This window comes from Streptomyces sp. SID8352, assembly GCF_009862265.1.
In the GTDB taxonomy this organism is placed as follows: Bacteria; Actinomycetota; Actinomycetes; order Streptomycetales; family Streptomycetaceae; genus Streptomyces.
Map to the genome: position 1 here is coordinate 174,138 of NZ_WWGX01000022.1, position 12,540 is coordinate 186,677.

General features: G+C 74.5%; 9 protein-coding genes. 5 read left to right on the forward strand and 4 right to left on the reverse strand.

Annotated elements, in window-relative coordinates:
* Positions 1-101: 101 nt before the first annotated feature.
* Entirely contained in the window at positions 102-494 is a 393-nt protein-coding gene (locus tag GTY84_RS06145) for a hypothetical protein (protein ID WP_161225067.1), read from the forward strand.
* A 107-nt stretch (positions 495-601) separates the two neighbouring features.
* On the opposite strand, the gene GTY84_RS06150 is transcribed toward GTY84_RS06145, so the two are convergent.
* Together GTY84_RS06150 and GTY84_RS06155 are read right to left on the reverse strand one after the other, a co-directional pair.
* Positions 602-1,174, reverse strand: coding sequence for a hypothetical protein (locus tag GTY84_RS06150; RefSeq protein ID WP_161225068.1), 573 nt, complete (start codon positions 1,172-1,174; stop codon positions 602-604).
* Positions 1,175-1,279: 105 nt separating this feature from the next.
* The gene (locus GTY84_RS06155; protein ID WP_161225069.1) at positions 1,280-2,641 is read right to left on the reverse strand and encodes a glutamine synthetase family protein; all 1,362 of its coding nucleotides are present in this window, start codon (positions 2,639-2,641) and stop codon (positions 1,280-1,282) included.
* Positions 2,642-2,933: 292 nt separating this feature from the next.
* Between GTY84_RS06155 and GTY84_RS06160 the strand changes: the two genes are divergently transcribed.
* From GTY84_RS06160 to GTY84_RS06175, 4 genes are all read left to right on the forward strand, one after another.
* Entirely contained in the window at positions 2,934-3,608 is a 675-nt protein-coding gene (locus tag GTY84_RS06160; protein WP_161225070.1) for a DUF3105 domain-containing protein, read from the forward strand.
* Positions 3,605-4,237: a DUF305 domain-containing protein gene (locus GTY84_RS06165; protein ID WP_161225071.1), complete on the forward strand. Its 633-nt coding sequence runs from the start codon at positions 3,605-3,607 to the stop codon at positions 4,235-4,237. Before GTY84_RS06160 ends, GTY84_RS06165 begins: the two co-directional genes overlap by 4 nt.
* 801 nt (positions 4,238-5,038) lie before the next feature.
* Positions 5,039-6,793: an NAD+ synthase gene (locus GTY84_RS06170; RefSeq protein WP_161225072.1), complete on the forward strand. Its 1,755-nt coding sequence runs from the start codon at positions 5,039-5,041 to the stop codon at positions 6,791-6,793.
* A 455-nt stretch (positions 6,794-7,248) separates the two neighbouring features.
* The gene (locus tag GTY84_RS06175) at positions 7,249-10,242 is read left to right on the forward strand and encodes a bifunctional [glutamine synthetase] adenylyltransferase/[glutamine synthetase]-adenylyl-L-tyrosine phosphorylase (RefSeq protein WP_161225073.1); all 2,994 of its coding nucleotides are present in this window, start codon (positions 7,249-7,251) and stop codon (positions 10,240-10,242) included.
* Between the two features lie 42 nt (positions 10,243-10,284).
* On the opposite strand, the gene GTY84_RS06180 is transcribed toward GTY84_RS06175, so the two are convergent.
* Both GTY84_RS06180 and GTY84_RS06185 read right to left on the reverse strand, forming a co-directional pair.
* A complete protein-coding gene (locus GTY84_RS06180) occupies positions 10,285-11,154 on the reverse strand; it encodes a phosphatase PAP2 family protein (RefSeq protein WP_161225074.1) in 870 nt (289 codons plus the stop codon).
* 145 nt (positions 11,155-11,299) lie between these two features.
* On the reverse strand, positions 11,300-12,334 hold the full coding sequence (locus tag GTY84_RS06185) for a LacI family DNA-binding transcriptional regulator (RefSeq protein WP_161225075.1): 1,035 nt from the start codon (positions 12,332-12,334) through the stop codon (positions 11,300-11,302).
* Positions 12,335-12,540: the final 206 nt, after the last annotated feature.

Consider the following 12,540-nt stretch of genomic DNA (forward strand, 5'->3'; position numbering starts at 1 on the left):
ACCGCCTACGCACGCGCGGGTACAGGGACCCGGCACGTGCGACCCCCGTGGAGGTCTCGCGGGGCGCGTTGTCCGTGTGCGCCAAGTCCGCGGAGGTACCCATGGACAGCACGATCATTCTCGTCGTACTCGCCTGCTTCGGCGTCCTGGCCATCTTCGTCTGGTCGTTGCAGAGCTTCCTCAAGCAACTGCAGGGATTCCTCGACGACCTGCCCGAGTTCTTCGCCTCCTACCACCGCGCCCGGCGCGCGATGCGCGACCGGGGCGAGCGGGGCGAGCGGGACCCGGAGCGGCCGACGGAGGCGGATCCGCCCCGGGCGGACGCGGACGTCGTACCGGGACCGCCCGCGCCGAGGCCCGGGGCGCCGGAGTTCGAGCCGGCGGCCCCGGCTCCGCGGGAGGCCGCGGCTCCGGGGGAGGCGGCGGACCCCGCGCAGCCCGTGGTGGGGGACGCGGGCCCCCGGGAGGCGCCCCGGCGCGGCACGCCCGCCTGACCGTGGCCGCCGGGGGAGGCCGGTGCCCGCCTGACCGTGACCGCCGGGAGACCCGTGCCCGCCTGACCGCTCCCGTCCGGGGCACGGTCGGCGGTCCGGGCCGCTCCTCAGGAGTTCTCGACGAAGCCCGCGACGACGTCCACGGCCAGGCCGTCCGCGTCCAGCCGCCCGAAGAAGTGGACCGCCCCGTACCCGAACTGGTACTCGGTCACCACGTCGTCGTCGACCGGGTAGCCGTCCTCGTCGAAGGTGAACAGGAACCGTAGGCCGGCATCCAGCAGGGGCCGCACGGACGACTCCTCCCACTGCACCCGGTGCGCCTCGTCGGCGATCCGGATCAGCGCCGGGTCCGGCGCCCCGGGAGCCCCGGCCTCAAGCGACCGGCTCGCGAGGAACGGATGGGCTCCGGGGGCCCGCGCGCACCTCGGGGACGGGGAGTGCAGCACCGCGCGCAGGGCGATGTCCGGATGGCGGTCGTTGGGATCGCCGACGGCGTACCCCCGCCGCACGAGGACGGAGACCTCGCGGTCCGCCTGCCACGGTGCGGTGCCCGCGGCGAGGGTGAACAGGTAGTGGTGCGTGTCCAGAACGGGGTGACCGGCGAGAACCCCCGGCGGATCGCCCCCCAGCCGGGAACCGGTCACCGAGTCGCCCCGCGCGACCTTGAGCAGCACCACCATCCCGCCATCGTAGGCGCCCCGGGACACCCGCGCGGGAGGCGCCCGGCGCCCGGTCCGGCGCCCCGGGCCGACACCCTGGGGACGCCCGCCCGGACCCGGCCCGCCCTACAGCACCGGCAGGGACCGCTTCAGCTCGAACGCGGTGACCTGCGAGCGGTACTCCTCCCACTCCTGGCGCTTGTTGCGCAGGAAGAAGTCGAAGACGTGCTCGCCCAGCGTCTCGGCGACGAGGTCGCTGCGCTCCATCAGGGCCAGCGCCTCGCCGAGGTTCTGCGGGAGCGGCTCGATGCCCAGGGCGCGCCGCTCCGCGTCGGACAGCGCCCACACGTCGTCCTCGGCGCCCGGCGGGAGTTCGTAGCCCTCCTCGATGCCCTTGAGGCCGGCGGCGAGCAGGACGGCGTAGGTCAGGTACGGGTTGGCGCCGGAGTCGATCGAGCGGATCTCCACCCGGGCCGAACCGGTCTTGCCCGGCTTGTACATGGGCACCCGGACCAGCGCCGAGCGGTTGTTGTGGCCCCAGCAGATGTACGACGGTGCCTCGCCGCCCGCCCCGGCGGTGCGCTCGGCGCCGCCCCAGATGCGCTTGTAGGAGTTGACCCACTGGTTGGTGACGGCGGAGATCTCCGCCGCGTGCCGCAGCAGCCCCGCGATGAAGGAGCGGCCGACCCGGGAGAGCTGGTACTCGGCGCCGGACTCGTAGAAGGCGTTGCGGTCGCCCTCGAACAGGGACAGGTGCGAGTGCATGCCCGAACCGGGGTACTCCGAGAACGGCTTGGGCATGAAGGTGGCCTGGAGGCCCTGCTCCAGCGCCACCTGCTTCATGACCAGGCGGAACGTCATGATGTTGTCGGCGGTGGAGAGCGCGTCGGCGTAGCGCAGGTCGATCTCCTGCTGGCCGGGGGCGCCCTCGTGGTGGGAGAACTCCACCGAGATGCCCATCGACTCCAGTTGGGTGATGGCCTGGCGGCGGAAGTCCATGCCGATGTTCTGCGGGGTGTGGTCGAAGTACCCGGAGTTGTCGGCGGGCGTGGGCACCGAGCCGTCCACCGGCTTGTCCTTCAGCAGGAAGAACTCGATCTCCGGGTGGGTGTAGAAGGTGAACCCCTGGTCGGAGGCGCGGGCCAGGGCCCGCTTGAGGACGTAGCGCGGGTCCGCGAAGGACGGGGAGCCGTCCGGCATCAGGATGTCGCAGAACATGCGGGCCGTGCCGGGGGCCTCCGCGCGCCAGGGCAGCACCTGGAACGTGGACGGGTCCGGCTTGGCGATCATGTCGGACTCGTAGACCCGGGCGAAGCCCTCGATGGCCGAGCCGTCGAAGCCGATGCCCTCGTCGAAGGCCTGCTCCAGCTCGGCCGGGGCCACGGCCACGGACTTCAGGAAGCCCAGCACGTCCGTGAACCACAGCCGCACGAACCGGATGTCGCGCTCCTCCAGCGTCCGGATCACGAACTCCTGCTGCTTGTCCATCTTCCGCTTCCCCATCCTTGCTGGTCAGGCCGCCCGTCTCCGGCACGGTGGAGGCGGTCGGGCACCTGAGCATCACACCATGACGGCATGTCGTACGCGTCGCGGACCCACCGCCGGCGCCGCGTACCCCGGGCGCACCGCTCCTCCCGCAGCGTAGAGGCCGCCCGTTCGATCGGGCCATTCCTGAGTGCCCGGCGCGACAGATCGTGTGATCTCTCTACGGGAGAGTTGGTCCGTACCACTACGATCAGCGGACTTTCACCGCCTCCCGTTTCCCAGAAGGGCACACCCCATGGGTTCCGCCAACAAGAGCAGCAACACGGCGCGCCAGGACCGCATAGCCGGGATGCGCCGTGCCGAGCAGGCACGTGAGCGACGGAACCGCGTCCTCGTGATCACGGCCTCCGTGGTGGTCGTCGCCGGACTCGTCGCCGGCGGCGTCGCCCTCGTCCGCTCCCAGTCCGACGGCGGCGGCTCCGACGACACGGCGGCGACGAAGGCCAAGGTCTCCGGCAGGTTCGAGGCCGGCGCGGACGGCGTCAACACCTGGAAGGGCACCCTCGGCCGCGACCACGTCACCACCAAGGTGACCTACCCGGTCGACCCCCCGGTCGGCGGTGACCACAACCAGGTCTGGATGAACTGCAACGGCGACGTCTACACCAAGCCGCTGAACAACGAGAACGCCGTCCACTCCCTGGAGCACGGCGCCGTGTGGGTGACCTACAACGACCGGGCGCCCAAGGCCGACGTCGAGGCGCTCGCGGCGAAGGTGAAGAAGACGCCGTACTCCCTGATGAGCCCGGACGGGAAGCAGAAGGACCCGATCATGCTCTCCGCCTGGGGCCACCAGCGCACGGTGACCGGCGCCGACGACCCCGCCGTGGACGCCTTCTTCGGGAAGTTCGTCCAGGGCGAGCAGACCCCCGAGCCGGGCGCGGCCTGCACCAACGGGCTGGCGCAGTGAGACGGGCCGCCGCCGGCTGGATCGCCGGGGCCGTGACGGCGGCGCTCGTCGCGGCCGGTGCCGTCACCTACGCGGTCGCGGGGGACGACGGCCCCGCGGCGCCGGCCGTCCCGGCGTCCGACTCGGCCGACGCCGGGTTCGCGCGCGACATGATGGTGCACCACCAGCAGGCCGTGGAGATGTCGTACGTCCTGCGCGACCGCACCGACGACGAGGAGATCCGCCGCCTCGCCTACGACATCGCGCAGACCCAGGCCAACCAGCGGGGCATGATGATCGGCTGGCTGGACCTGTGGGGCCTGTCGAAGGTCTCGCCCGACCCGCCGATGACCTGGATGGGCATGGGCGACGCGCCCACGGCCGGGGACGGCTCGCTGATGCCGGGCATGGCCACCAACGCCGAGATGGCCGAGCTGGGCCGGCTCAGCGGGAAGAAGGCCGAGGTCCTCTACCTCCAACTGATGATCGAGCACCACCGGGGCGGGGTGCACATGGCCGAGGGATGTGTGGAGCGCTGCGGGGTGGACGCGGAGAAGCGGCTGGCGCGGGGCATGGTCGAGTCGCAGCAGTCGGAGATCCGGCTGATGGTCGACCTGCTGATCAAGCGGGGCGCCAGACAGCGGGGCTGATCCCGGGACCGGGGCGCCGGTCTCCGGCCGCTGCCGCCCGGTTCCGGCCCGGGCTGTCGGTTCCGGCCCGCGCCCCGGCTCCGGCCCGAGCCACCGGGCCCCGGCGGCGGCTGGTACCGCCCGGCCCCGGCTCCGGCTCGTGCCGCCCGGTCCCGGTCCCGGCTGGTGCCGCCCGGTCCCGGCTCCGGCTGGTGCCGCCCGGTCCCGGTCCCGGCTGGTGCCGCCCGGTCCCGGCCCCGGCTGGTGCCGCCCGGTCCCGGTCCCGGCTGGTGCCGCCCGGTCCCGGTCCCGGCTCGTGCCGCCCGGTCCCGGCCCCGGCTGGTGCCGCCCGGCTCCGGCCCGGGGTACCAGGCCCCGGCCCGGGCCACCAGGCCCCGGTTCGTGCCGTGTGGTTCAGGCCCGCCCCGCCTCGGGCGCCCCGCGTCGCCCCGCCCCGCGCCCGGGCGGGCCGGTGTCCGGCGCCGTGGGCGGGGCCCCGGACCTCGGCGACGGGCGCGCGGGCACCCGTCCGGCAGGGCCCGCCCCGGTGCGTGCGGAGAGGCGCCCGGTGCGCCGTGGGTGCTCCCGTCGTCCGTCCAGTGCCTTGCGGGGACCGGGACCTGGCCGGGGCCGCGCCCGGGGCGGCGGGGCTGCGGTCCCGCCCGGGGCCGGGCGCCGGGCCCGGCGCGGTCCGCCCGCCCGCCGGTCCGCCCGCCGGTCCGCGCGCCATCGGGGCCGGGCCGGGCGCGTCCCGCGTGCGGGGGAGCGGTCCGGACCCGCCGCACCACCCCATCGCGTCGGTCTGACGATTACACTGGTGCCGTGCCCCAACTACGACTCGCCCTGAACCAGATCGACTCCCGTGTCGGCGACCTCGCCGCCAACGCGGACTCGGTCGTCCGCTGGACCCGGCACTCCGCCGAGCAGGGGGCCCACCTCGTGGCCTTCCCGGAGATGGTGCTGACCGGGTATCCCGTCGAGGACCTGGCCCTCAGGTCGTCCTTCGTCGAGGCCTCCCGCACGGCCCTGCGCGCGCTGGCCGCCCGCCTCGCCGAGGAGGGCCTCGGGGAGCTGCCGGTGGTCGTCGGCTACCTCGACCGCGCCGACAGCGCGCGGCCCGTGTACGGCCGGCCCGCGGGCGCCCCGCGCAACGCGGCGGCGGTGCTGCACGGCGGCGAGGTGGCCCTGGCCTTCGCCAAGCACCACCTGCCCAACTACGGCGTCTTCGACGAGTACCGCTACTTCGTGCCCGGCGACACCCTGCCCGTGGTGCGCGTGCGCGGCGTCGACGTCGCCCTCGCCATCTGCGAGGACCTCTGGCAGGACGGCGGCCGGGTGCCCGCCACCCGCTCCGCGGGGGCCGGACTGCTGCTCTCCGTCAACGCCTCGCCGTACGAGCGGGACAAGGACGACACCCGTCTCGAACTGGTGCGCAAGCGCGCCCAGGAGGCCGGCTGCACCACCGCCTACCTCGCCATGACGGGCGGCCAGGACGAGCTGGTCTTCGACGGCGACTCCATCGTCGTCGACAGGGACGGCCGGGTCCTGACACGGGCCCCGCAGTTCTCCGAGTGCTGCGTGGTCGTCGACCTCGACCTGCCCGCGGCCGGCCCCGACGCCCCGTCCGGCGTGGTGGACGACGGGCTGCGCATCGACCGGGTCGTGCTCTCCGAGGAGCCGGTGCCCGCCTACGGGCCGGAGCTGCCCGGAGGGTGCGCCGAGCGGCTGGACGACGAGGAGGAGATCTACTCCGCGCTGGTCGTGGGGCTGCGGGCGTACGTCGAGAAGAACGGCTTCCGCTCGGTGCTGATCGGCCTGTCCGGCGGCATCGACTCGGCGCTGGTCGCCGCCATCGCCTGCGACGCGGTCGGAGCGGAGAACGTGTACGGCGTGTCGATGCCGTCCAAGTACTCCTCGCAGCACTCCCGGGACGACGCGGCGGACCTGGCCCGCCGCACCGGACTGCACTACCGGACCGTCTCCATCGAGCCCATGTTCGACGCCTACATGGGCGCCCTGGGACTGACCGGGCTCGCCGAGGAGAACCTCCAGTCGCGGCTGCGCGGCACCCTGCTGATGGCGATCTCCAACCAGGAGGGCCACATCGTCCTGGCGCCCGGCAACAAGTCCGAGCTGGCGGTCGGCTACTCGACGCTCTACGGCGACTCGGTGGGCGCGTACGGGCCGATCAAGGACGTGTACAAGACGACCGTGTTCCGCCTCGCCGAGTGGCGCAACCGGGCGGCCGAGGAGCGCGGCGGGACGCCTCCGATCCCCGGCAACTCCATCACCAAGCCGCCCAGCGCGGAGCTGCGCCCGGACCAGGTCGACACCGACTCGCTGCCGGACTACCCGGTGCTCGACGCCATCCTGGAGCTGTACGTCGACCGGGACCGCGGGGCCGACGAGATCGTCGCCGCCGGGTACGACCGCGAGCTGGTGCTCAGGACGCTGCGGATGGTCGACACCGCCGAGTACAAGCGGCGGCAGTACCCGCCGGGCACCAAGATCTCGCCGAAGGGCTTCGGCAAGGACCGCAGGCTGCCCATCACCAACCGCTGGCGCGAGACGGGCTGACGCGCACCGCCACGGTCGCGGTGGAGGCCCCGTCCCGGCCGGCGCCGCTCACCGGCGGCGGGACCGGCTCCGGGGTGAGGCCCACGCCCCCACCGAACCGGCCCCGTCCGTCGCGCCCCGGAGCCGCGGGCCCCGGGGGCGGGCGGCCCGGGAGGGGCGGCGGCCCAGGGGCGGCCCGGGGAGACCGGCGGCTCAGGGGCGGGCGGCCCGTCGCGCGTGCGGCGGGCAGCCCGGGGAAGGGCGCGGCCGGGCCGGGTCCCCGGGGCGCCTCTGAGCGGTGGCGCCCGCCCGGAAGGGCCCCCGGCGGCCAGGGCCGCCGCCCGCGTACATTCGGGGGCGGGCGGCTCCGCGACGCACCCGGGCCGCCGCCGGGGGCCGGTCCGCCGCGGATCCGGGGCGCACAGCCCTTAGGCTCGGCCCGTGGGTTCGATCCGATGGTGCGGCGGGAGGCCGGAATGACGTCGCCGGGGCGCAGGAGCAGCACCTTCACCCGACTGCTGCGGCACGGCTTCACCGACCCCTCGGCCGCCGAGCGCCTCCTCGACGGGGTGGACCCGGCCGTGCGCGAGGACCCCGTGCTCCTGGAGGCCCTGGGCGCCACCGCCGATCCCGACCTCGCCCTGACCGGGCTGGTGCGGCTGCTGGAGGCCCAGCCCGACGCCACCGCCCGCCAAGGGCTCCTGGACACCCTCGTCTCGGCCAAGCCGCTGCGCGACCGCCTCCTCGGGGTGCTCGGCGCCTCCGAGGCGCTGGCCGACCACCTCGCCCGGCACTCCTCGGACTGGCAGTCCCTCGTCACCTACGGGCCGCGCGACCTGCACCGCGGCATAGAGGAGTTCGAGGAGGGCCTCGCCGGGGCCGCCGACCCCGTCTCGCTGCGCGTCGCCTACCGCCGCTGCCTGCTCTCCATCGCCGCCCGCGACGTCTGCGGCACCATCGACGTCGCCGAGACCGCCGCCGAACTGGCCGACCTCGCCACCGCCACCCTGCGCGCCGCGCTCGCCCTGGCCGCGGCCGCCGCCCCCGAGGACGCCGCCCGGTGCCGGCTCGCCGTGATCGCCATGGGCAAGTGCGGCGGCCACGAGCTGAACTACGTCTCCGACGTCGACGTCATCTTCGTCGCCGAGCCCGCGGGGGACACCGACGAGGCGAAGGCCATGCGCTCCGCCGCCTCGCTCGCCGCGCACATGATGCGGATCTGCTCCGAGACCACCGTCGAGGGCTCCATCTGGCCCGTCGACGCCAATCTGCGCCCCGAGGGCCGCAACGGCCCCCTCGTCCGCACCCTCAGCAGCCATCTCGCCTACTACCAGCGCTGGGCCAAGACCTGGGAGTTCCAGGCCCTGCTCAAGGCCCGCCCGGTCGCCGGCGACCCGGAGCTGGGCGCCGCGTACACCGCCGCCCTCCAGCCCCTGGTCTGGCAGGCCGCCGAGCGCGAGAACTTCGTCCCCGACGTGCAGAAGATGCGCCGCCGGGTGGTGGAGAACATCCCCGCCGCCGAGGTCGACCGCCAGCTCAAGCTGGGCCCCGGCGGCCTGCGGGACGTCGAGTTCGCCGTCCAGCTCCTCCAGCTCGTGCACGGCCGCGCCGACACCTCCCTGCGCAGCGGCACCACCCTGGACGCGCTCCGCGCGCTCGCCGACGGCGGCTACGTCGGCCGGGCCGACGCCGCCCAGCTCGACGAGGCGTACCGCTTCCTGCGCTCCATGGAGCACCGCATCCAGCTCCACCGGCTGCGCCGCACCCATCTGGTGCCCGAGGACGAGGCCGACCTGCGCCGCCTCGGCCGCTCCCTCGGCCTGCGCAACGAGCCCGTCACCACCCTGCTGCGCGCCTGGCGGCGGCACGCGGCCGTGGTCCGCCGGCTCCACGAGAAGATCTTCTACCGGCCGCTGCTCGACGCCGTCGCCCAGCTCGCGCCGGGGGAGTCCCGGCTCAGCCCGGAGGCCGCCCGGGAGCGCCTGGTCGCCCTCGGCTACGCCGACCCCGCCGCCGCCCTGCGCCATCTGGAGGCCCTCGCCTCCGGCGTCACCCGCGCCGCCGCGATCCAGCGCACCCTGCTGCCGGTGCTGCTCGGCTGGTTCGCGGACTCCGCCGACCCGGACGCCGGGCTGCTGAACTTCCGCAAGGTCTCCGACGCCCTCGGCAAGACCCCCTGGTACCTGCGGCTGCTGCGCGACGAGGGGGCCGCCGCCGAGAACCTCGCCCGGGTGCTGTCCGCCGGGCGCCTCGCCCCCGACCTGCTGATGCGGGCCCCCGAGGCGGTCGCCCTGCTCGGCGACGGCGGCGGCGGGCTGGCCCCGCGCGCCCGCGCGCAACTGGAGCAGGAGGCGCTCGCCGCCGTCCGCCGCGCCGACGGCGCCGTCCAGGCCGTCACCGCGGCCCGCGGCATGCGCCGCCGCGAGCTGTTCCGCACCGCCGCCGCCGACATCATCGCCACCTACGGCACCGAGGCCCGCCCCGCCGAGGGCGACGAGGGCACCCTGGTCGACCGGGTCGGGGACGCCGTCTCCGACCTCACCGCCGCGACCCTCGCGGGCACCCTGCGCGCCGTGGTCCGCGAGGGGTGGGGCGACACCCTGCCGGCCCGGTTCGCGATCATCGGCATGGGCCGCTTCGGCGGCCACGAGCTGGGCTACGGCTCCGACGCCGACGTCCTCTTCGTGCACGAGCCCCGCGAGGGCGTCGACGAGCGGGAGGCCGCCGCGGCCGCCACCCGGGTCGTCACCGAGATGCGCCGGCTGCTCCAGGTCCCCAGCGCCGACCCGCCGCTGGTCATCGACGCCGACCTGCGCCCCGAGGGCCGCACCGGGCCCCTCTCCCGCACCCTGGGCTCCTACGAGGCGTACTACCGGCGCTGGTCGCTGACCTGGGAGTCGCACGCCCTGCTGCGGGCCGAGTTCGTGGCCGGGGACGAGGAGCTGGGGCGGCGGTTCACCGCCCTGGCCGACCCGCTGCGCTATCCGGCGGGAGGGCTGCCGGAGGAGGCGGCGCGGGAGATCCGGCGCCTGAAGGCCCGGATGGAGACGGAGCGGCTGCCGCGCGGCTCCGACCCCAAGCTGCACGCCAAGCTGGGCCCGGGCGGGCTGTCCGACGTGGAGTGGACGGTGCAGCTCCTCCAGCTGCGGCACGGCCACGAGGTGCCGGAACTGCGCACCACCCGCACCCGCCGGGCCCTGGCCGCCGCGACCGGCGCCGGGCTGATCGGTGCCGAGGACGCGGCCGTCCTGGACGAGGCGTGGGTGCTGGCCACCCGGGTGCGCAACGCGGTCATGCTGGTCCGGGGCAGGGCGGGCGACACCTTCCCCTCCGACGCCCGCGAGCTGGCCGCGGTGGGCCGCTACCTCGGCTACGGCTCCGGTCACGCCGGGGACATGCTCGACGCCTACCGGCGCACCACCCGGCGGGCCAGGACGGTGGTGGAATCCCTCTTCTACGGCGCGGAATAGGCCGCCGGCCCGGCGCGCACGGCGGCCCGCGCCGGGCCCGCCTCAGCGCGCGGGCACGCTCCGCCCGTCCCCGGAACGTTCCGGCAGCGGCTCCGGCACCCTCGGCAGCGCGTACGGCAGCCGCCCGTACCAGGCCGTCGCCACCGCGAACCCCGCGGCCAGGCAGAGCAGCCCGCCCACCGCGTCCAGCCAGAAGTGGTTGGCCGTCGCCACGATCACCACCAGCGTCAGCACCGGGTACAGCAGCCCCAGCACCCGCGCCCACGGCACCGAGGCCAGCGCGAACAGGGTCAGCCCGCACCACACCGACCACCCGATGTGCATCGACGGCATCGCGGCGTACTGGTTGGACATGTTCTTCAGGTCGCCGGAGGCCATCGACCCCCAGGTGTCGTGGACCAGGACGGTGTCGATGAACCCGCCCCCGTTCATCAACCGGGGCGGTGCGAGCGGATACAAGTAGTAACCGGCGAGCGCCGCGCCGGTCGTGGCGAACAGCACCAGCCGCGTGGCCCCGTACCGTCCCGGGTGGTAGCGGTAGAGCCACACCAGGACACCCAGCGTCACCACGAAGTGCAGTGTCGCGTAGTAGTAGTTCATGCCGACGATCAGCCACGTGACGGAGTTGACCGCGTGGTTCACCGACTTCTCGACGGCGATGCCGAGTTGCTGCTGGGTCTGCCAGATCCAGTCGGCGTTGCGCAGCGCCTTCCCCCGCTGTTCCGGCACGGCGTTGCGGACCATCGAGTACGTCCAGTAACTCACCGCGATCAGCAGGACCTCGAACCACAGCCGGGGCCGCCGCGGGGTGCGCATCCGGCGCAGGAGCCGCCGCCCCGACGCCCCGTCAGCGACAGGGCGCCGGGGGGCCTCGCCGAGGCCTTCCGAAGTCGTCGTGATCGCGTCGCCCATAGGTCCAGAGTCTGCCAGAAAAGCCTTCTTTCCCCGATCATCCCCCCACCGGTCCACGCGCGCACACGCAGGGCCCCGCGAACCGCCCGGAGCGGGCCCCCAAAAGGGCCGGGAAAGGGGAGAAAGTGCCTGGTCCGGCGGGTGTTCAGCCCCGTCCGCGATCGCCCGGCGCCGAGGCGGTCGAACCGCGCACCACCAGTTCCGGCATGAACACGAACTCGCTGTGCGGGGCGGGCGTTCCGCCGATCTCCTCCAGCAGCGTCCGCACCGCGGCCTGCCCCATCGCCGGGACCGGCTTGCGCACGGTGGTCAGCGGCGGGTCGGTGAAGGCGATCAGCGGGGAGTCGTCGAAACCGACGACGGAGACGTCACGGGGCACCTCCAGGCCCCGCTGCCGGGCGGCGCGTATCGCGCCCAGCGCCATCATGTCGCTCGCGCACACCACCGCGGTGCAGTCCCGCTCGATCAGCGCGCCCGCCGCCGCCTGGCCGCCCTCCAGCGTGTACAGGGAGTGCTGGATCAACTCCTCCGCCACGGTCTCGGAGTCCAGGCCGAGTTGCTCGCGCATCACGGTCAGGAAGCCCTCGATCTTGCGCTGCACCGGCACGAACCGCTTCGGCCCGAGGGCCAGTCCGATCCGGGTGTGCCCCAGCGAGACGAGGTGGGTGACGGCGAGGTGCATCGCGGCCCGGTCGTCGGGGGAGATGAACGGCGCCTGCACCTTCGGGGAGAAGCCGTCGACCAGTACGAACGGCACCCCCCGGGCCCGCAGCCGCTCGTAGCGCTGGGTGTCGGCGGTGGTGTCGGCGTGCAGCCCGGAGACGTAGATGATGCCGGAGACCCCCCGGTCGACCAGCATCTCGGTCAGCTCGTCCTCGGTGGAGCCGCCCGGTGTCTGGGTGGCGAGGACGGGGGTGTAGCCCTGGCGGGTCAGCGCCTGGCCGATGACCTGGGCCAGCGCCGGGAAGATGGGGTTCTCCAGCTCCGGGGTGATCAGTCCGACCAGCCCCTCGCTGCGCTGCCGCAACCGCACGGGACGCTCGTAGCCGAGGACGTCGAGAGCGGCGAGTACGGAGTGGCGGGTGGCGGCGGCGACGCCCGGCTTCCCGTTGAGGACCCGGCTGACCGTCGCTTCGCTCACCCCCGCCTGGGCGGCGATGTCGGCAAGCCGTGTGGTCACACCGGTGGACTGTACCTGCCGTAGATCCCTTTGCGCACCGACGGGCCGCCGCCCGCGGTCCGTCGGGCGCCCCGGCGCGGGCTGCTGCGTCATCGCGGTCCCTGGGAGAAGTCGTGGCAAGGGCTTGCGGAGTCTTGCACAACCGGCCCGATACCGCTCGGGCGTCGACAACAACCGGCTTCCCGTGATCGCTCGGAGCCTCGGCC